General features: G+C 66.8%; 17 protein-coding genes. 7 read left to right on the top strand and 10 right to left on the bottom strand.

What is annotated here, in order from left to right:
* Window positions 1–262 precede the first annotated feature (262 nt).
* The gene (locus tag OVY01_RS20090; RefSeq protein WP_267849349.1) at window positions 263–2,491 is read right to left on the bottom strand and encodes an NADP-dependent isocitrate dehydrogenase; all 2,229 of its coding nucleotides are present in this window, start codon (window positions 2,489–2,491) and stop codon (window positions 263–265) included.
* Window positions 2,492–2,923: 432 nt separating this feature from the next.
* On the bottom strand, window positions 2,924–3,799 hold the full coding sequence (locus OVY01_RS20095) for a LysR family transcriptional regulator (RefSeq protein ID WP_267849350.1): 876 nt from the start codon (window positions 3,797–3,799) through the stop codon (window positions 2,924–2,926).
* Between the two features lie 93 nt (window positions 3,800–3,892).
* On the opposite strand from OVY01_RS20095, the gene OVY01_RS20100 reads away from it, so the two are divergent.
* The 3 genes from OVY01_RS20100 to OVY01_RS20110 all read left to right on the top strand — a co-directional run bounded on the left by OVY01_RS20100 (window position 3,893) and on the right by OVY01_RS20110 (window position 7,127).
* Window positions 3,893–5,254 carry an MFS transporter gene (locus OVY01_RS20100; protein ID WP_267849351.1) on the top strand — a complete coding sequence of 454 codons (1,362 nt, stop codon included), beginning with the start codon at window positions 3,893–3,895 and terminating at the stop codon, window positions 5,252–5,254.
* A 202-nt stretch (window positions 5,255–5,456) separates the two neighbouring features.
* Window positions 5,457–5,663, top strand: coding sequence for a hypothetical protein (locus tag OVY01_RS20105; RefSeq protein WP_267849548.1), 207 nt, complete (start codon window positions 5,457–5,459; stop codon window positions 5,661–5,663).
* 324 nt (window positions 5,664–5,987) lie between these two features.
* A complete protein-coding gene (locus OVY01_RS20110; protein WP_267849352.1) occupies window positions 5,988–7,127 on the top strand; it encodes a PAS domain-containing protein in 1,140 nt (379 codons plus the stop codon).
* Between the two features lie 26 nt (window positions 7,128–7,153).
* Here OVY01_RS20110 and eat read toward each other — a convergent pair whose 3' ends face one another.
* Window positions 7,154–8,557 (bottom strand): ethanolamine permease, encoded by a 1,404-nt coding sequence (gene eat, locus OVY01_RS20115; protein ID WP_267849353.1) that lies wholly within the window; start codon window positions 8,555–8,557, stop codon window positions 7,154–7,156.
* A 174-nt stretch (window positions 8,558–8,731) separates the two neighbouring features.
* Complete coding sequence (locus tag OVY01_RS20120; RefSeq protein WP_267849354.1) at window positions 8,732–9,937, bottom strand: porin; 1,206 nt, start codon at window positions 9,935–9,937, stop codon at window positions 8,732–8,734.
* Window positions 9,938–10,125: 188 nt separating this feature from the next.
* Between OVY01_RS20120 and OVY01_RS20125 the strand changes: the two genes are divergently transcribed.
* The gene (locus tag OVY01_RS20125; protein WP_267849355.1) at window positions 10,126–10,497 is read left to right on the top strand and encodes a 2Fe-2S iron-sulfur cluster-binding protein; all 372 of its coding nucleotides are present in this window, start codon (window positions 10,126–10,128) and stop codon (window positions 10,495–10,497) included.
* Window positions 10,498–10,525: 28 nt separating this feature from the next.
* On the opposite strand, the gene OVY01_RS20130 is transcribed toward OVY01_RS20125, so the two are convergent.
* Window positions 10,526–11,695, bottom strand: coding sequence for a zinc-dependent alcohol dehydrogenase (locus tag OVY01_RS20130; RefSeq protein ID WP_267849356.1), 1,170 nt, complete (start codon window positions 11,693–11,695; stop codon window positions 10,526–10,528).
* Between the two features lie 212 nt (window positions 11,696–11,907).
* On the opposite strand from OVY01_RS20130, the gene OVY01_RS20135 reads away from it, so the two are divergent.
* Window positions 11,908–12,378, top strand: coding sequence for a YidB family protein (locus OVY01_RS20135; RefSeq protein ID WP_267849357.1), 471 nt, complete (start codon window positions 11,908–11,910; stop codon window positions 12,376–12,378).
* 373 nt (window positions 12,379–12,751) lie between these two features.
* Entirely contained in the window at window positions 12,752–14,365 is a 1,614-nt protein-coding gene (locus OVY01_RS20140) for an APC family permease (protein ID WP_267849358.1), read from the top strand.
* Between the two features lie 7 nt (window positions 14,366–14,372).
* On the opposite strand, the gene OVY01_RS20145 is transcribed toward OVY01_RS20140, so the two are convergent.
* Window positions 14,373–15,473: a branched-chain amino acid aminotransferase gene (locus OVY01_RS20145; protein ID WP_267849359.1), complete on the bottom strand. Its 1,101-nt coding sequence runs from the start codon at window positions 15,471–15,473 to the stop codon at window positions 14,373–14,375.
* A gap of 204 nt (window positions 15,474–15,677) precedes the next feature.
* On the opposite strand from OVY01_RS20145, the gene OVY01_RS20150 reads away from it, so the two are divergent.
* Window positions 15,678–15,920, top strand: coding sequence for a CsbD family protein (locus OVY01_RS20150; RefSeq protein WP_267849360.1), 243 nt, complete (start codon window positions 15,678–15,680; stop codon window positions 15,918–15,920).
* Window positions 15,921–16,132: 212 nt separating this feature from the next.
* Here the strand turns inward: OVY01_RS20150 and pepE are convergent, their stop codons facing one another.
* From pepE to OVY01_RS20170, 4 genes are all read right to left on the bottom strand, one after another.
* Window positions 16,133–16,858 (bottom strand): dipeptidase PepE, encoded by a 726-nt coding sequence (pepE, locus tag OVY01_RS20155; RefSeq protein ID WP_267849361.1) that lies wholly within the window; start codon window positions 16,856–16,858, stop codon window positions 16,133–16,135.
* 124 nt (window positions 16,859–16,982) lie between these two features.
* Entirely contained in the window at window positions 16,983–17,663 is a 681-nt protein-coding gene (locus OVY01_RS20160; RefSeq protein ID WP_267849362.1) for an AroM family protein, read from the bottom strand.
* A complete protein-coding gene (locus OVY01_RS20165) occupies window positions 17,660–18,601 on the bottom strand; it encodes a DUF1177 domain-containing protein (protein WP_267849363.1) in 942 nt (313 codons plus the stop codon). The genes OVY01_RS20160 and OVY01_RS20165 overlap by 4 nt, the downstream gene beginning before the upstream one ends.
* 64 nt (window positions 18,602–18,665) lie before the next feature.
* Window positions 18,666–20,339 carry an OPT/YSL family transporter gene (locus tag OVY01_RS20170; RefSeq protein WP_267849364.1) on the bottom strand — a complete coding sequence of 558 codons (1,674 nt, stop codon included), beginning with the start codon at window positions 20,337–20,339 and terminating at the stop codon, window positions 18,666–18,668.
* Window positions 20,340–20,345 lie beyond the last annotated feature (6 nt).

Genomic DNA, 20,345 nt, shown 5'->3' on the forward strand with positions numbered 1-20,345 from the left:
AAAGGCTCCTGTGCAGGGGAAGGGAAGCAGCGCATGCGGCGGACCGGAAAGACGGGCGCGCGCGGCCGATTCCGTGGTCGGTTCGGCGCTCGGGTGCGCGGCGCATGCCGCGGCGCGCACCTGGGTCGACTTTCATACTAGCCGATTCCCGGCGATGATTCCGGCGGGGGGCTTGTCGCAGGCGGAATGAAAAATGCCGGCCCCAGAGGCTGGCCGGCATTCCGGCACGCCCCGATGTCAGGCGTGCGGCATCGTGAAGCGCTCAGGCGGCCGCGTCGATGACCCCGTTCAATGTGGCGCTGGGCCGCATCGCCTGCTTGATCAACGCGTCGTCCGAGCGGTAATAGCCGCCGATATCGACCGGCTTGCCCTGCGCGGCCGCCAGCTCGGCGACGATCTTTTCCTCGTTCTCGCCCAGGGTCTTGGCGACGCCGGCGAATTCCTTCTGCAGCGCCGCGTCCTCGGTCTGCTCGGCGAGCGCCTGCGCCCAGTACAGTGCCAGATAGAAGTGGCTGCCGCGGTTGTCCAGGCCACCGACCTTGCGGGACGGCGACTTGTTCAAATCGAGGAATTTGCCGGTGGCCTGATCGAGCGCCTTCGCCAGCACGTTCGCCTTCGGATTGCCGTATGCATTGCCGAGATGCTCCAGCGAAGCGGCCAGCGCCAGGAATTCGCCCAGCGAATCCCAGCGCAGGAAGCCTTCTTCGAGGAACTGCTGCACATGCTTCGGCGCCGAACCGCCCGCGCCGGTTTCGAACAGGCCGCCGCCGCTCATCAGCGGTACGATCGACAGCATTTTGGCGCTGGTTCCCAGTTCCATGATCGGAAACAGGTCGGTCAGGTAGTCGCGCAGCACATTGCCCGTCACCGAGATCGTGTCCTGGCCCGCGCGGATGCGGTCGAGCGAGAACTGCGTGGCCTCGACGGGCGACATGATGCGGATGTCCAGTCCCGCGGTGTCGTGGTCCTTCAGGTAGGTTTCGACCTTCTTGATCACCTGGGCGTCGTGCGCACGGGCCGGATCGAGCCAGAACACCGCCGGCGTGCCGGTGGCACGGGCGCGGTTGACGGCGAGCTTGACCCAGTCCTGGATCGGCGCGTCCTTGACCTGACACATGCGCCAGATGTCGCCCGTCTCCACGGTCTGTTCGAGCAGGACCTTGCCGGCGTCGTCGGTGACGCGCACCACGCCGTCGGCGGGGATCTGGAAGGTCTTGTCGTGCGAACCGTATTCCTCGGCCTTCTGTGCCATCAGTCCGACATTGGGCACGCTTCCCATCGTCACCGGGTCGAAGGCGCCGTGTTTCTTGCAGTCGGCGATGACGGTCTGGTAGACGCCCGCGTAGCAGCGGTCGGGGATCACGGCTTTCGTGTCGTGCAACTGGCCGTCGGTGCCCCACATCTTGCCGGAATCGCGAATCATCGCGGGCATCGATGCGTCGACGATCACGTCGCTGGGCACGTGCAGGTTCGTGATGCCCTTGTCGGAATTGACCATCGCCAGCTGCGGGCGCCGCGCGTACTCGGCCTGGATGTCCGCTTCGATCTCGGCGCGCTTCTCGGCCGGCAGGTCCTTCAGGTGCGCGTACAGGTCGCCGATGCCGTTGTTGACGTCGACACCGGCCTGTTTCAGGACGTCGGCATGCTTCTCGAGCACGTCCTTGTAGTATTCCGAGACGATCTGGCCGAAGATGATCGGGTCCGAGACCTTCATCATCGTCGCCTTCAGATGCACGGAAAGCAGCACGCCCTTGGCCTTCGCGTCGGCGATTTCCGCGGCGATGAAGCTGCGCAGCGCCTTCTTGCCCAGCACGGACGCATCGATGATCTCGCCCGCCTTGACGCTGGTCTTCGCCTTCAGCACGGTCACCGCGCCGTCCTTGGCGCTCAGTTCGATCTTGACGTTGCCCGCGGTCTCGATCAGCACCGAACGCTCGCTGCCGTAGAAATCCCCTTCCGACATATGCGCGACATGCGAGGCCGAGTCCGCGCTCCAGGCGCCCATCTTGTGCGGGTGCTTGCGCGCGTAGTTCTTCACGGAGAGCGGCGCGCGGCGGTCCGAATTGCCCTCGCGCAGCACCGGGTTCACCGCGCTGCCCTTGACCTTGTCGTAGCGCGCCTTGACGTCTTTTTCCGCATCGGTCCGCGCGTCGTCGGGGTAATCCGGCAGCTTGTAGCCCTGCGCCTGCAATTCCTTGATGGCGGCCTTCAACTGCGGCACCGAGGCGCTGATGTTCGGCAGCTTGATGATGTTCGCCTCGGGCGTGGTCGCCAGCTGACCGAGTTCGCCCAGGTCGTCGGCGATGCGCTGATTGCTTTCGAGGTGTTCGGGAAACAGCGAAATGATGCGACCGGCAAGCGAGATGTCGCGCGTCTCGACCGCGATGCCCGACGACTGCGTGAAGGCCTTGACGATGGGCAGCAGCGAGTAGGTCGCCAGCGCGGGCGCTTCATCGGTGAGGGTGTAAATGATCTTCGACGTTGTGGACATGTTTCTCGTTAACCTCGCTCTATCACGGAAATGGCGGAAATCTCGGGCGGCGCAGTACGGGCGGATCCGGGGGGAAACCGACCACCGGGCGACCACGGGGCATGGGGGGCGGAAAGGATTCGAAAGCCTTGGGAAAGGGGTTCGGAGTGCTTTCCGGTCGCGCTGCGCGTCGCGCCGGCGGGGCGTCCCGTGCGAGGGGGCGCGATGCGGCGGGGCGATCGCATGCCATGGGCCCGGTGTCGGTTCGGGACGCCAACAGCGCCGACGGGCGCCTTCGAGTATAGCAAGAAAATGGGGTCGTCTTCGCGCTAATCCCCGTTGGCGGCGTGCGTGGACGTCGCGCGCCGCCGTTGGCCCGAGGCGCCGGGGGGAGGAGCATCGGGCCTGCCGGATGGCGCGGCAACATGTCGCGAGGCGCGCCGTCCGCCTCCCTCAACCCAGCAGATGCAGGAAATTCGCGACCGTCGCCTCGGCGCCGCCGACGCGGGTGGCGACGGCAAGCCTGGCGCGGGGCGCGTCGCCGATGATATCGAGATAGCGGACGCCGTCGACCTGAACCTTGGCGATCGCCGCCGGGACGATCGAGACGCCGAGGGCCGCCGCCACCAGATTGATGACCGAGGAGATTTGCGGCGCCTCCTGCCCGAGCCGGGGCGTGAAGCCGGCGGCGATGCAGGCCTCCAGCACGGTTTCGCGGATCGACAGGCCGATCTCGCGCGGGAACAGCACGAAGGGTTCGTGTGTCAGTTCGACCAGCGCCGCGCCGGTGCGCCCGGCGAGCGGGTGATCGGACGCGACGACGATCTTCATCGCTTCGTCGGGAAAGCGGTGGAGATCCAGGCCGGCGGTCAGGGCCGCGCCGGGGCGGATGAAAGCGGCGTCGAGACGGTTTTCCTGCAGACTTTGCAGCAGATGGGAGGTCGTGGCTTCCTCCAGCGTCAATTCCACCTTCGGAAAGGCCGTACGAAAACGCCGGATCGAATCGGGCACGACCGCATTGAACGCGGCCGAACCGGTGAAGCCGACGCGCAGGATGCCGGTCTCGCCGCGCCCCGCGCGCTGCGCCGCGCGCATGGCACGCTGCGTGTCGTCGAGCACCCGCTGCGCCTCGGGCTCGAACGCGCGGCCGGCGTCGCTCAGCACTACGCCGTGGGAGGTGCGGCGAAACAGGCGCACGCCGAGTTCCTGTTCGAGCTGCTTGATCTGTTGGCTCAACGGCGGCTGACCCAGCCCGAGACGGGCCGCCGCGCGGGTGAAGCTCGCTTCCTGCGCTACGGCCAGGAAATAGCGCAGATGCCGAAGTTCCATGATAGTGCTTCCAGATATCGCGTTACGCAATACTATATATTGGACAGCAGATCTCGACGGCGGGAAAATACCGCATCGTCCATGAGATTCCCCATGACCTCCCGTTTCAAGCCCGCCGCTCCGGAACCGCTCGCTCCCGTGCCGCCGTTCGCCCCCGCGCCGCCCGTCGCCGGTGCGCCTCCGATCGCCGGTTCGCCACCGGCGGTCATTCAAGGCGATGCCCCGGCCCCGGTCCCGGCGCCCGCTCCCGCAGCGCTCGCCTGGGTGACGCGCGGCTCGCCGGCGTACCGGCGCATCAGCCTTGCGCTGTTTCTATCGGGCTTCGCCACGTTTTCGCTGCTGTACTGCGTGCAGCCCCTGTTGCCGGCGCTGACCGTGGAGTTCGGCATCGGCGCGGCGCAGAGTTCGCTGGCCCTGTCGCTTTCCACCGGTTTTCTCGCGTTCTCGATACTGTGCGCGGGGGCGGTATCCGAACGCGTCGGCCGCCGCGGCCTGATGTTCACGTCGATGGCGCTGGCGGCGGCCTTCAACGTCCTGGCGGCCATCGCGCCCAGCTGGCACCTGATCCTGCTGGCGCGTGCGCTCGAGGGGTTCGTGCTGGGAGGCGTGCCGGCCGTCGCGATGGCCTATCTGGCCGAGGAAATCGACCCGCGCGGCCTGGGACTGTCGATGGGGCTGTATGTCGGCGGTACCGCCTTCGGCGGCATGATGGGGCGCGTGGGCATGAGTTTTCTGACCGATGCGTTTTCCTGGCGTCATGCGATGATGACGCTGGGCGTGATCGATCTGCTGGCAGCCGCGGCCTTCGTCTGGCTGCTGCCCGTTTCCCGGAACTTCACGCCGCGCACCGGGCTGGGGCCGGCGCATCACCTGGCCTTGTGGCGCCGCCATCTGGCGCATCCGCAACTGCCCGCGCTGTTCGGCGTCGGCTGTCTGGTGATGGGGGCGTTCGTGACCGTCTACAACTACGCGGGCTTTCGCTTGCTGGGCGCGCCGTTCAATCTGAGCGCCAGCGAGACCGGGCTGATCTTCAGCGCCTACCTGTTCGGCATGGTCGCGTCGTCGGCGGCGGGCGCGCTGGCGGACCGCTTCGGCCGCGGTCCCGTGATGATCAGCGGCATCGCCGTGGCGGTGCTTGGGCTGTTGCTGACCTTGCCGGCGTCGTTGCCCGCGACGATCGTCGGTCTGGTCGCGATCACCATCGGCTTTTTCATCACCCACGCGGTGGCGAGCGGGTGGGTGGGAGCGCTCGCCAATGGCGCGAAGGGACACGCGGCATCGCTCTATCTGCTCGCGTATTATCTGGGATCGAGCGTGCTCGGCTCTGCGGGCGGCTGGTTCTGGGAGGCGCATCGCTGGGGCGGCGTGGTCTGTTTCGCCTTCGCCCTGCTGGCGGCGTGCCTGGCCCTCGGCCTGCGCGTGTGGCGTGGCCCGGCCCGCCGCGGCGCGGCCTGACGCGGCCCGGCGCGGCCCGGCCTGGCATGGTGCCGTGACGGCGCGGCCCGGCGTGACGATCCCTGTTTTGTCGCGAGGCCGGAGCGGCGGCAAGGTACACTGCGGGCTTTGTCCGGAACCACCCTTCGAAGCGCCGCGTGTCATGGGCGCTCCGAACAACCTGCACGCCCCTTTGCGGCGCCCTGCCATGTCCAAGAAAGCGATGTTTACCTGCCGAAACCAACCCTGCCGCAGCGAGTGGGAGCTGTCCGACGTGGATATCCACGACGAAGGTCAAGGCCTGCTGTTCCGGTGCCCGGTCTGCGGCGCCCGCAACAAGGTCGAGCAAATCGCCGCCGCCGACGGCACCACGCGCTACGAGCAGAGCGGCTCGCCGTCGCCGACGTCGCCCCCGCCGCGTCGCAACTGACCGGCCCGCGCGGGCCGGCGCGGCCCGCCTGCGTGCCCGACGACGCCCGTCTCGCCCCTCCCGAGGCCGGTGCGGCGGGCGAAACGCGGGCGTTTTTGACGAAGGAAAACGGCCAGGCAGGCCGTCATAAATGAGAAACTGCCGGCTTTTGTTGGCTGGCACACCGTCACCCGTGCCGATCGCCCCTATCCTTTGCAACGTTCCCTGTACTGCCGATGGCGCGTCAGTACCTCGCACAACGGCATGCACCGTGTTCAGGCCGAGCGCTCCCGCGAAGGGGACGCGCCGGTCGCACAACGGGAGCGCTCACAAATGGATGGATAGATGACGGCTCAGACTCAACGTAGTACAGCGACTGACCCGGCGCCGGGCATGGTGGCGCTGGTTGACGTGAATTTCCGTTATCTCTATGTTTCTGCCGGTTCGCTCGACCTGTTCGGCCAAGCGCCGCTCGAGCTGCATGGACGCGACGCTTTCGAGTCCGTGCACTGGGACGACCGGTTCGCCCTGGCGCAATTCATCGAATCCGAGGATCTGGTGCTGGGCGGACGCAACGGCGTTGTCTACCGGATGGTGCGCGAGGACGGTTCCTGCATGTGGGTCAAGACGGTGGCCCGCGCGCTCGACGAAGAGGATCCGCGATACGTGGGAGAGCACGTGCTCGTGCACCGGGTCATCAGCGAACAGGACGTGATGCGCGAACAGCGCAAGAGCACGTTCCATCGCGGCCCATGGCAGCCCGGGCAGCCGCGCCGCGTGGCGGCCCGCGGTCTGGGACACTACGGTCCCGGGCATCCCGGCCTGGGACATCGCCTGACCGCGCGTCTGGCGGACGTGGACCCGTTCGATCCGCTGCTGGATCGCGATTGGGCCCGCGTGCTGATCAACGATTCGCCGATGTCGGTGCTGTTGCCGGATATCGACCATTTCGCGCTGCTGCTGGCCCAGGATCAGCCGATCCTGGAGCCGGAGGAGGCCAGCCGGCGTCAGGTGGAACAGGAGGCCGAGCGCGCCGCCTATGATGCCGAGCGTGCCGCGGCCCGCAAGGCGACCCAGGATGCGTTGTGGGCGGTCGAACGCGAGGCGGTGCGGCGTGCGCGGGAGGAAGCGCAACGGGAGGAAGCGCAACGGGAGGAAGCGCAACGGGAGGAAGCGCAGCGGGAGGCGCAGCAAAAAGCGCAGTCGCACCCGCCGGACGACCAGCTGCCTTCCTCGCCGGAACACCCGGGGCGGGAGCAGGAGGGACGCCGCGACCCGGACGATGTCTCGGACGATACCGATGATGCCGATGATGCGAACGAAGGCGACGACCGGCCCGCCGGCCGGTCCGGCGACGGATCGGGTCCAGGGTCCAGGCCGGGATACGGTCCCCTGTCGCCGGCGATGTCGTTGCGGGCCCAGGCCTCGTTCTTCTCGTTCGGGGCGAGCCGCTGGCACTCGCTCGGCAAGCCCGCCGACAAATAGGCTGCCGGAAAGCCGATGGCCGAACGTCAGCGATCGAGAAGCGCGTCGGCCGGCGTGCCCGCCGGTGCATTTTCGCGCTGCCGGCGCGTCGCCAGGAAATACAGATAGCCCAGCGCGAGGAACACCGCGAAGACGCCCGCCATCAGCGCATTGAAATAGATCATCGTGCCCAGGCAGAGCAGCGCCGCGGCGAGCGCGAACCCCGGGAAGAAGGGGAAGCACGGCGCCCTGTAGGGGCGCGGCATGTCGGACGCGGTGCGCCGCAGTTTGAAAAGCGCGAGCATGCTGATCAGATACATGACGATCGCCCCGAAGACCGACAGCGTGACGATGTTCGCGGTGAGGGTCTGACCGCCGAACTGGATCAGATTGTCGCTGAAGATGGCGGCGATGCCGACGACGCCGCCCGCGAGGATCGCGCGATGGGGCGTGCGAAAGCGGGGGTGGACCTGGGCCAGCCACGCCGGCAGATAGCCGGCGCGGGCCAGCGCGAAGATCTGCCGGGAGTAGCCGAGGATGATGCCGTGGAAGGAGGCGACGAGACCGAACAGGCCCAGCCAGACCAGCATGTGCAGCCAGCCGCTATGTTCGCCGACGATGAATTTCATCGCTTGCGGCAGCGGGTCGTTGATGTTGGACAGTTTGGTCCAGTCGCCGGCCGCGCCCGCGAATACCATCACGCCCATCGCCAGCAGGACCAGCGTGAGGATGCCGCAGACATAGGCGATCGGAATCGAGCGGCGCGGATTCTTCGCTTCCTCGGCCGCCATCGCGACCCCTTCGATGGCGAGAAAGAACCAGATCGCGAAGGGAATCGCCGCGAACATGCCGCTGAAGGAACCGAGCGAAAAATGCGAGGCGCCCGACCAGCCGCCCTTCGTGAAATTCGACCAGGCGAAACCGGGCGACACGACCCCCATGAACACCAGCAATTCCAGGATCGCCAGCACGGTGACGCAGAGTTCGAACGTCGCGGCGATCTGCACGCCGACGATGTTCAGCGCCATGAAGACGAGATAGGCGCCCACCGCCGCGGTCTTCGGTTCGAGCCCGGGAAACTGGACATGCAGATAGGCGCCGATCGCCAGCGCGATCGCCGGCGGCGCGAACACGAATTCCACCAGGGTCGCGGCGCCCGCGATATAGCCGCCCACCGGCCCGAAGGCCTGGCGCGCGTAGGCGAAGGGGCCGCCGGCATCGGGAATCGAGGTGGTCAGTTCGGTGAAACTGAAAATGAAGGCGGCGTACATGGCAGCCACGAAGATCGCGGTCGCGACGAAGCCGAGGGTGCCGGCGCTGGCCCAGCCATAACTCCAGCCGAAATATTCGCCGGAGATGACCAGGCCGACGGCGATGCCCCAGAGTTGCCAGGTGCCCAGCGTCTGCTTGAGTTCCGGATGCGTGACGGTGCCTGCGGGTCTATGGTTCATATCGATGCCCCTGGGTCGCGATGTGGGTGGACTTGCCCGGCCCACTGTAACCAGTCAAAATTCCGACCGGTCTAACCGACCCTTTCACGAGACCCGATACGCCCGCTTTCCGGCAGCCCCGTTTGATCGGGCTCCTGACCACTCATGCGCGGGACGACGGCGATCACGCGGCGCCTAAAAAACCACGGCCATGCCGAACATCGCCATGAACTGGTTCGCCGTGGAAGACGGCGTCAGATTTTGCGCGTCGCCGATGACCGGTCCCGCGGCGATCACGTCGCCCGCGCCCGCGGTGCCCAATGTGTCGCCCCGCGCGTGCGCGTAGGTCTGCAACGCATAGAGCGAGGTACGCGGCGACAGGTGGAACACCTCGCGCAGCGAAGCCTGTTCGTAGCGCGCCGCGTTCTCGATGCCGTTCGCCCGGGTCGCCCGTGCATAGGAGAGGCCGCCGGTGACGTCGAGCGCCTTGGAGAAGGCGTAGCGGGCGACAGCGCTATAGATATTGAAGCTTGCGGTATCGGTGAAAACGGATTTCGCACCCGGCAGAAACGCCACATGCGAATAGTCCACGCCCGCGAGCCAGGGCCCGATGGCGTAGGTCGCGGCGACCGAAAACTGCTGCACCGCCCGCGCGGAAACATAACCCTGGTTCGCCACCGACGTGTTGAACGACGCGGTGGACGATGCGTCCCAACCGGTGGTGGTCGATGCATTGTCGAGCCGTACATAGCCGGCGGCGAAGGCGAACGGGCCGCCCGTGTAGCGCAGCGCCGCGCTGATCGCATCGCCGTTGACGACGCTGCCCGCGCCGCCGCCCGGCGCGAACATCGCGCTCGCGGCGAAGCCGTCGATCACCGGGGTTGCATAGCTGATCGAACTATTGACGCGGGTCGTCGTGTCGAGTCCATCGAGATCGCCCGGATGCGCGCCGTTCGCGCCGGTGAGCAGCGAGCTGCCCGTGAGCGGTCCCACGAAGAGATAGTAGGGCGTGTACTGTCGCCCCAGCGTGAGCGTGCCGTAGCGGGTATCGTCCAGACCGACGAAGGCTTCGCGATTGAATTCCAGCCCGGAGGCGGCCGCGGAGCCGGAATTCGTATCGAAGCCGGCCTGCAGGTCGTACAGCGCCCGCGTGGTGGAGCTCAGTTGCTCGGTGCCGCGGAGTCCGAACTTGCTCGCGTACAGATTGCCGCCGCGCAGATAGACGTTGGCGTGGCCGTTCTGATTGTTGACATACGTCACCGCGTCGTCGACCATGCCGTAGAGCACGACGCTGCTCTCTTGCGCGATCGCGCGGCCTGGCGTAAGCGTGGCAAGCAAGGCGAAGGTGGTGCAACCGGCCGCGAGCGCGGGCCGGAAAAAAGGCGTGAGGCGCCGGGTCATGTTGTTATCCGTGCTGAAAGGCAGAAGCCCTGCTGTACTGACGACCGTGACATGCACGGCCTGGAGAAAGGGGGGCAGTATAGCCAAGTCGTCCGGCGACGGCCAGCCGCCTGGCCTGAAAAGACGGTTGCAGGAGTACGGGCAGTGGCCGCTATCGGAAAAAACGGTAATTTCGGGAGAACGGGATCATGCGGGAGGACGGGCGGCAAGTCGCCGGAGAGGCTGGCGCATTGGGCGGGCGGTTGCACGCACTGCGACTGGAGCCTGCCGGCGTGACGCTGGACGTGCGGGCCGGCGAGTCCGTGCTCGAGGCCGCGGCCCGTGCGGCCTGGCACATGCCCAGTTCCTGCCGCAACGGCACGTGCCGGGCCTGCCTGTGCCGGTTATTGACCGGAGAGCTGGTGTATCGGGTCGAGTGGCCGGGGCTGTCCGTGCAGGAGAAGCAGGACGGCTGGATGCTGGCCTGCGTGGCGTTGCCGGTGTCGGACGTGGTCGTCGAACAGGTGGCGGCGAGTCCCGCGCCGGCGAGCGCGGTACGCCGTCCGGCACGGGGTTTTTGAGCGAACCGTACGGTTCGACCGGCACGCGTTACGGCTTGAGCACGACCTTGATACAGCCGTCCTTCTTGTCGCGGAACGTTTCGTACATCCCCGCGCCTTCGGACAGCGGCACCGTGTGCGTGATCACGAAGGATGGATCGATCTGGCCTTCCTGGATGCGATGCAGCAGGTCGTCGGTCCAGCGTTTGACGTGCGTCTGCGCCATGCGCCAGGTGAGTCCCTTGTTCATCGACGCACCGAACGGCAGCTTGTCGATCAAGCCGCCATACACGCCCGCCACGGAGAGAATACCGGCCGGCCGGCAAACGTAGATCATTTCCCGCAGCACGTGGGGACGATCGCTCTCGAGCATCACCGCCTGCTTGGCACGGTCCACGATCGAGTCGATCGAACGCGTGGCGTGCGCCTCCATGCCCACGGCGTCGATGCACTTGTCCGGGCCCTTGCCCTGGGTCAGTTCCTGCAGGCGCTCGACCACGCCTTCGTTATCGAAATTGATCGTGATCGCGCCGCCCGCCGCCGCCATCGCGAGGCGCTCCGGCACATTGTCGATCACCACCACCTGCTTGGCGCCGAGAATGACGGCGCTGCGGATCGCCATTTGTCCCACCGGACCGGCGCCCCAGATCGCCACGGTGTCGGTGGGCTCGATCTCGCATTGCATCGCCGCCTGCCAGCCGGTCGGGAAAATGTCGCCGAGGAACAGCACCTGCTCGTCGCTCAGGCCGTCGGGAATCTTGACATGCGTCTGATCCGCGAACGGCACGCGAACGAATTCCGCCTGTCCGCCGGCATAGCCGCCCGTCAGGTGGCTGTAGCCGAAGAGTCCCGCGGTGCTGTGACCGAAGACCTTGTCCGCGGCTTCCTTGTTGCGGTTGCTGCGCTCGCAGACCGAGAAATTGCCGCGCTTGCACTGGTAGCATTCGCCACAGGTGATCGTGAACGGCACGACGACGCGGTCGCCTACCTTCAACGCCTTGTTCTCGCTGCCGACCTCGACCACCTCGCCCATGAATTCGTGACCGAGCACGTCGCCGGATTCCATGCCCGGCATGAAGCCGTCGAACAGGTGCAGGTCCGAGCCGCAGATGGCGCAGGCGGTCATCTTGATGATGGCGTCGCGCGGGTGCTCGATGATCGGGTCCGGTACCGTATCGTAGCGAACGTCCTTTTTGCCGTGCCAGCACAATGCTTTCATGAGGTTCTCCAGTGGGCGGCGGGCGGCTGCCCGCTACGGGACGCACGCGCTGCGTGGGTCGTTGCCCACTGCCCAGCAATCTGCGTTCCTCGCTCGTGGGCCTTTGCCCGGGTGGAGTGATCCTGTACCCTAGCTGGATGACGCGGCATCGTCTGGATGCCGTGACGACTTCGTCGTTCCACGACGATCGATCTTTTCAAGAGAGAAACACCATGAGCATATTCGATTCCCTGGCCTCTTCGTTCGGACAAACGCCTTCCGGCAATGGCACTGGTACCGACGCCGGTGCGGCTTCGGGCGGAATGATTGGCGAAGCGATGAATTTCATCAACAACCAGCCGGGCGGCGTTAGCGGCCTGATCGACCGCTTTCACCAGCATGGCGCGGGCGACATCGTCGAGTCGTGGATCGGTAACGGCGAGAACAAGTCGATCGAGCCGGAATTGCTGACCAAGGTACTGGGTTCGGAAACGGTCACGAACTTTGCGCAGAAGTTCGGCATGTCCAGCGAGCAATTGAGCGGCATGCTGGCGATGGTGCTGCCGAATATGGTGGACCGCGCCACGCCGGACGGACAGGTTCCGGCGGACGGCAAGCTGGACACGAACTCGGTGCTGGGTTCGCTGGGCGGCCTCGCCGGGCTGTTCGGCAAAAGCGAAAACAAAGACGACCAGAACGGCTGAGCGTCGCGTCCTGCCCGTGCGGTGCCCTCCGTACCGCACGGGTACGATTACAAATCTTTCATGTATCAGGGTATTTTTCTAGATATCGGATGCCATCCGTACGGGACGCAGGACAAGTTCCGATAGTACACTAGCGCCCCTTGCGGGCCAGGCGCGAGGCGGCCCCCCTGCGAGGGTGCGCATGCGATGTCGTCATCGTCATTTCCGCGGCGTCACCGCGCATCCTCGACGCCGCCTTCCGCTTTTTACCATCCCTTTCCGACGCAGACCGTTTCCGTCCCGGCGTTTCTCCGTGCGGAGCCGCGGCGTGTCGACAGGCCGACGTCTCGAAAACCGGGCCTTTTTCCGTTCTGGAAAATCATCAGGAGCATGCATGCAACAAGGAAGTACGAAAAACCGTCACCAAGGCAGCCAGCGCAGTATCGGCCCCTTTGCGTTGATGCTGACGGGGCTGGGATCGATCATCGGTTCGGGGTGGTTGTTCGGCGCCTGGAAAGCGGCGAAGATCGCCGGACCCGCGGCGCTGGTCGCCTGGATCATCGGCGCCGTCGTGATTCTCGCGATCGCGCTCGCCTATGCCGAACTGGGTGCGATGTTTCCGGAATCCGGTGGCATGGTGCGCTACGCGCGCTATTCGCATGGTTCGCTGGTGGGCTTCATCAGCGGCTGGGCCAACTGGATCGCCATCGTTTCGGTGATTCCGATCGAGGCCGAGGCCTCGATCCAGTACATGAGTTCCTGGCCCTGGCCCTGGGCGCACGCGCTCTATGTCGACGGCTCGTTGACGTCACCCGGCCTGTTGCTGTCGGCGGTGCTGGTGGTGGTGTACTTCCTGCTGAATTACTGGGGAGTGAAGCTGTTCGCGAAGGCGAATACGGCGATCACCATTCTCAAGTTCATCATTCCGGCATTGACGGTGGCGGGCCTGTTCTTCGCGCGTTTCGACAGCGCGAACCTCGGTCATCTGGCGCCAGGCGTCGGCGGCGCCAGCACCTTCGCGCCGTACGGCTGGTCGGCGGTCTTCACCGCGGTGGCCACCAGCGGCATCATCTTCGCGTTCAACGGTTTCCAGAGCCCGGTCAACCTCGCCGGCGAGGCGCGCGACCCCGCGCGCAGCGTGCCGTTCGCGGTAGTGGGCTCGATCCTGCTGGCGCTGGTCATCTACGTGCTGCTGCAGGTCGTGTATATCGGCTCGGTCGACCCGGCGCAGATCGCGCGTGGGTGGAACACGATCGATTTCAGTTCGCCGTTCGCGAACCTGGCGATCGCGCTGGGCCTGAACTGGCTGGCTTTCCTGCTGTATGTCGACGCCTTCATCAGCCCCAGCGGCACGGGCATCACGTACATGGCGACGACCTCGCGCATGATCCAGGCGATGGAACGCAATCGTACGCTGCCCGCTTTCCTGGGCACGATGCACCCGCTGTATGGCGTGCCGCGCGCGGCGATGTGGTTCAACCTGGCGGTGTCCTTCCTGTTTCTGTTCTTCTTCCGCGGCTGGAGTTCGCTCGCGGCGGTGATCTCGGTGGCCACCGTCATTTCCTATCTCACCGGTCCGGTGAGCCTGATGGCGCTGCGCCGGCATGCGCCAGGGCTGCGGCGTCCGCTGACGGTGCCCGGCATGCGCCTGATCGCGCCGCTCGCCTTCGTGTTCGCGTCGCTGATCCTGTTCTGGGCGCGTTGGCCGTTGACGGGCGAGATCATCCTGCTGATGGTCGTCGCGCTGCCGGTGTATTTCTACTACCAGGCGCGTACCGGCTGGACCGGCTGGGGACGGGATCTCGCCTCCGCCTTCTGGCTGATCGCCTATCTGCCGGCGATGGCCGTGCTGTCCTACTGCGGCAGCCGCCCGTTCGGCGGTATCGGCCTGTTGCCGTTCGGCTGGGACATGCTGGCGGTGGCGGTCGTGGCCTTCGGTTTCTATCGTTGGGGCATCGCCAGTGGCTGGCGTACGCCGTATCTCGATGAAGCCGAGGCACTCGACTAGCAGACCACTAGCAGACCTTGTGCATCCAGCCGCGCGGGTCCGGGGCCGCGCCGTGCTGGAGGTCGAGCAGCGCCTTGCGCAGCGCGAGTGCGACCGGTCCGTTCTCGCCGCCATGGATATCGAGTTCGAAGCCGTTCGCCTTGACCTTGCCGACCGGCGTGATCACGGCCGCGGTGCCGCAGGCGAACACTTCGGTGAGCCGCCCGGCGGCAAGGTCGTCCCGCCATTGCCGCACGGTGACCTTGCGCTCCTCGGCGGCGAAGCCGAGGTCGCGCGCCATCTCCAGCAAACTGCGGCGGGTGACGCCGGGGAGCAGCGAGCCGGTCAGCTCCGGCGTCACCAGCGTCACGTGGTCGCCGTCGCGGTAGACGAAGAACAGGTTCATCCCGCCCATCTCTTCCACCGTGTCGCGGCGCGCGGCGTCGAGCCAGACCACCTGGTCGCATCCCTTCTGTTCGGCCTGCGCCTGCGCGGCGAGACTGGCCGCGTAGTTGCCGGCGCATTTCGCCTCGCCCGTGCCGCCGGCGGCGGCGCGCACGAAATCCTCGCTGATCCAGACCGTCACCGGTTTCACGCCCTGCGAAAAATACGCACCGGCGGGCGACGCGAACAGGACGAACAGATACGCCAGCGACGGCCGCACGCCCAGGTACGCGTCGGAGGCGAACATCAGCGGCCGCAGGTACAGGCTTTCACCGACCGCGCCGGGTACCCATTTGCGATCGAGCGTGATCAGCGCATCGGCGGCTTCCATGAACCGCTCGGGCGGCAGCGCGGGCATGGCGAGCCGGGCCGCGCTGCGGTTGAAGCGTGCGGCATTCTCCTCGGGGCGGAACGTCGCGACGCTGCCGTCCGGCTGGGCGAAGGCCTTGAAGCCTTCGAAGATCGCCTGGCCGTAGTGCAGGGCCGAGGTCGCCGGATCGAGCGCCAGCGGACCATAGGCCTTCACCTCGCCAGGTTGCCAGGCGCCGTCCCGATAGGGAATCACGACCATGTGGTCGGTGAAGACGCGGCCAAAGCCCGGACCGGTCATGCGCGCCTGACGCTGTTCGTCGTCGAGGACATGCGGGGAGGGGGTGATCTGCAGGGTGGGGGTCGGAGCGGTCATGGCGTGCCAACGGGCCTAAAAAGCGGAAAAGTTCGATCCTACAGAAAAATCGACGGCTTGAGCGCATCGGCGCGGACGCCGGGGTAAGGGCCGGGGTCCGAGGCACGCGTCCGTCCGTTCGCATGAAAACACCAAACCTGAAATTCGCGATACAGTGGTAGGACGGAAATACCCGTTGATACATTCACCACACTGGAGCGCATGATGGCCGAAGACCAAATCGTTGGAACCGCGAAGAACGCCGTTGGCAAGATCCAGGACGCCGCAGGCGGCTTGCTGGGCGATGCCGGCCTGCAGGCCGAAGGCAAGGGCCGTCAGCTGGCTGGCAAGGTCCAGGCGCAATACGGCGAGACCGTCGATCAGGTCGTCGACGCGACCAAGAGCAACCCGATCGCCGCACTGCTGATCGCCGCCGGCGTGGGCATCCTGCTGGGCAAGCTGCTGTAAGGGGAGGACTGACGCGGCGCCGGCGGCTTTACGGGCCGCCGCGTCGACGCCGGTCCCGGGGTCCCGCGCGTGATGCCGTCTGCACGATGGCATCGCGCGCGGGACCTTTTTCATTGCGCGTCCGAATTGCCGTTCAGGCGGTCATGGACATGCGCCGGTCCGTTCTTCCCTTATTGGGCAAGCTGCACCGCACGCTTGGCGGGCTCGGCGGTTCAGGACGCCCGCGGTCGTCCCGCGAGGTCGAATACGGTGCCGGGCGGGACATCCCCGGCCGCGCCACCGGCGACGAAATGCCGCGCGGGGAACGGCCCGCACAGCCGCACCGTATCGTTCGTTACCTGGAGGCCGTCGCCCTCGGGCAGGCCCAGCACCGTGCGGTCCGGGTTCGCGACCAGGAATTCGGCGATGCGCTGGTCCCGGGTTTCGCCGCGATGGCCCGCCGGCAAGGCGTTCGTGTAATGCGGGTTGATCTGAAAATCGATCAGTCCGAGCGCTGTCAGACCCCGCGGGTCGACGATCGGCATGTCGTTGGTGGTGCTGATCGTCGGGCAGGCGAGATTGGCGCCGGCGCTCCAGCCCAGGTAAGGGGTGCCGCCGCGCACCGCGTGCGCGATGACGTCGAGCAGGCCGCGTTCGCGGCAGATCTTCAGCAATTGAAACGTGTTGCCGCCGCCCACCACGATCAATTCGGCATCGTGCAGCGCCGCGTGCTGGGCGTCGATATCGCCCGCGTCGTCGAGCGAACGGACATCGATGCCCAGCGGCGCCAGCGCTTCGGCGACGGTCTCGGTATAGCTAAGCCAGGACATCGTCACGCCCGCGAAGGGCAGGAACAGCGCGCGTCGCCGCGGCCCCGCCAGCGTCGCGATCGCGGTGAGCGCGTGGGCCAGATAACGGCCGTCGGGGCCGCGCGAGTTACTCAGGAGCAGCAGGTTCATCGCAGGTTCCAGTGGCGCGGCGGCGGCGTCGTGCCGGCCGCCGCGCGGAGGTGAGCGGGGCTGACGCACGTCGATCCGCTCGCGTTGGAGGGCAGGATGGAGGCGGACGACGGACGCGTTGCCATCAGAGCAGTTCCGCCGTGAGACGGGCGATCAGGGCGTTCGAGAGGATCACCGGCAAGCCGCAGGCCGCGCGCGCGATGGCCCGATGCCGTTCGACGAAACCCATGCAATCGAGAATCAGGAGCTCGGCGCCGCGTTCGCGCAGGTCCCGCGCCGCGGCGGCGAGCGCCGCGTCGTCGTCGCCATACGGCGAGGCCGCCGAACACAACGGGGGATGCGCGAGGCCCTGCCATTTCCGGTACTCGCTGGCGATCTGGCTTGGCAGCGGCACGACGGTGCCGGCCTGGCGCGTACCCGCGAGCGCGGCGGCGGCGGGCGGCACGATCCGGTCCGGTTCGACCAGCCAGGCCTGCCGCGTGCGCAGGCCGTCGAATTCGCCCGTGCACAACACCAGCACCACGGTGCAGCCGGCCTGTTCGAGCGCGTCGATCTTCTGCTGCAGCACTTGCCGGACGGCGGCTTTGTCGAGTACCACCGCGCTACCGTCCAGCAGCCGGGTGATCAGCGTCGGCGCGCCCGCGCGAGGCGCGAAGCGGGCCGCGATCACGTCGTGCGCCAGGCCGTCGAGGACGCCTACGTGCAGGCAACCCACGGTAGGAGGAAGATGCATGGCGAGGATTGGCGCGATGTCGCTGCGCGGCGCCTGGCCGATGGTGACGGTTCCCAGCAGTGGCGGGATCATGGCGTCTGCCGCCGTTGCAGGTGGGCGAGCGAGCCGTACAGGGCGAGCAGGCGGGCATAGTCGGCCGTGTCGTAGAACGCGCAGGTGCCCCGGCCGAATTCCTTGGCCACTTCGACCGCGAACTTCGCGGCGGCGGCGATATCCACTTCCTGGCTCGCGCCGGTGCCGCACCCCGGCACGACGCTTTCGGTGGTGATCGCCACGCCGACCACCGGGGCGCGTGTCGCGATCGATGGCTGCATGATGCTGTTGAGATGGTGGACGCCATTGCCGTAGGGCGTGATGTCCTGCGTCGTCACGGGAAAGGTGACGGCTGCGCGGCCGGTCGTCGTTTCCATGATCCGCAGCAGATCCTCGGCGACACGCAGGATATAGCCTTCCTTGACGGTGGGCGAGAGGGCGAAGCCCCGGTGGTTGACGATGCGGTTGCCCTTGGTCGTGTCGATCGACAACACCGCGTCCATCTCGTCCCAGACCTCGTGCGCGTTGATCACCTCGGTGTCGATGGGCGAATCCATGAAATCGACCGGGTCGTGCGGTCGCGTCGGCGCGTCCGGGCAGATGTGGGTCGTCACGAAAACGTCGCCCGGCAACGGGTCGCCCGCGGCGCGCATCGCGGCGAGCTTGAGCGCCGCGGCCACCGCCGCGATCGCGCCGTCGGCGTCCGAGACCATCCCGATGCGCGAGGGCCGCGCGCCGATGCCGCCCAGACGCCCGACGATGCCCAGCGTCGGCGCCCGGCCGCCGCGGCGTTTGCCGGTTTCGCCGGGAATGTGGATCTTGACGAAATCGGTCGATCCCTGCGCGCCGTCCAGGCGCGTGACGTCGACCGTGACGCCTTGATCCTCGTAGGGGGCGAGCAGCGCGCGAACCGTATCGCCCGAGGCGAAACGGCTGTCGAAGGCGTCGAAAACCCGCAAGGTGTGGGAAAGGCTCATGGTTCGTGGCAGTGTGCGGTAAAGGACGACGTGATCGATGGAAGAAGCGAAGCGCACGCGGCGCTCAGCGCGCGCGCGTGCGTACCAGTGAATTGAAGAAGCTGAAGAGCGCATCGCCCGCGATCATGCCCGCGGCGAACACCTCCATCGCGTTTCTTGCCGCGGCGCCGCCGCGTCGTTCGATCGCGACGCGCAGAGCGATGCCGGCCATCACGGCCCAGCCCGCGGCCGGGTTCGCGATCAGCAGGCCGGTGGCGAACAGCACGCCCAGTTGCCGTTTCGGGCCACCCAGCCATTGCAGGATGGCGCCGGCGAAGGCCCACACCAGCAGCGCGTGGAGCACGCCGGGCGCGACGCCCGCCTGGATCGTCGACGCATAGACTTTCGCGACCGGCGGAATCTGGCCGTTGGCGAAGAACCCGGTATGCGCGATATAGACCACGGGAATCGCGATCACGAAAGCCAGCATGGCGGCGAGCAACTGCTGACGGCGTCCGGCGAGTTCGAAGGCCGGATCCGCGCCATGGCCGCGCAGGATGAAACCGGCTTTCAGGTCATAGCCCATGTCGGCGAACGCCGGTCCGGTGGCCGCCGAGAAACCGCACAGCACCACCAGCGCGGTGGGGGGGAAGCCGATCACCATGCCGATCAGCAAGGTGATGAGTGCCACCGCGAAAGCGGGAAACCAGCCTGAGTGCATCGCCGCAATGCCGACGATCAGTTCGTGCACGAACGCCGCGAACGCCGCATAGGCAATGAATGCGAGCAACATGCCAACCGACATGCCGGCGTAGAGGCCGCTGCCGAGCGACACGGCGGCGGCCAGTGCCACATAGGCGAGACTGCCGAAGCGCAGCGAGTCGCGCATGTCCGGCGCACGGGCGCGGCGGTCGCCGGTGCCGGTGCCGGTGCCCATACTATTGCCGGCGGCGCGCGCCGCGGCAGCCGTGCCGGCCGGCGCCTTGTCGCGAAAGATTCGCCAACCCACCTGCAGCAGGGCAACCAGGCCCGCGCCGATCATCATGCCGTGCGGAATGTATGCCTTGTCGATGGCGAGGCCGAACAGCGGCATCGAATAGCCACGCAGCAGGAAGCCGAGACCGAGCATCCCCAGCGCCCAGATATTGCCGATGAAGGCCGTGCCGAACGCCGACATCGGGATGCCCAGCCAGGCGCCCGCCACACCGATCCCCAGACCGATGCCCAGCACGCGCGCCTGCCGGCCGCCCCGGTCGCCGGCCTTGATCGCCTCGGCGGCGGCGACGCCTTGCGGCCAGGTGCCGGTCTCCGGGAAGATCGTCGTGCCGAACATCCTGTAGAGCATATAGCCGTCGAGCAGCATGGCCAGCGATACGCCGGCGAACATCGGCATGATCAGGTCGGGACGGCCCATCAGGAAGGGAATGCCGATCGGCAACAGCAGGCTGTTCGCCGCGCCGAACGTGGCCGCCGAGATCGCGCTTTGCGCGAGATTCTGCACATGTACCGAACGATAGTTCGCGAAGCACCGCAAAGGGATGCGGGCGCAGATCATCGCCGCCAGCGCGCCGATGATCGATGTGTTCGGCGTGACGCCGAGTTTCACCAGCAACTCGATGCCGATGATCGCGCCGAACACGCTCAGTACCGCGAGCAGCAGCAGATTGGCCGGGGCCAGCGCGGACGGGTGCGGCCCGGATGCGCGTGGCGCCGGGGTACCGGGCGGGGGGGTTCCAGCGGGAAGGATGGGGGAGGGCATGGTGTC

Origin of the sequence: Robbsia betulipollinis, assembly GCF_026624755.1 — a bacterium.
Lineage (GTDB): Bacteria > Pseudomonadota > Gammaproteobacteria > Burkholderiales > Burkholderiaceae > Robbsia > Robbsia betulipollinis.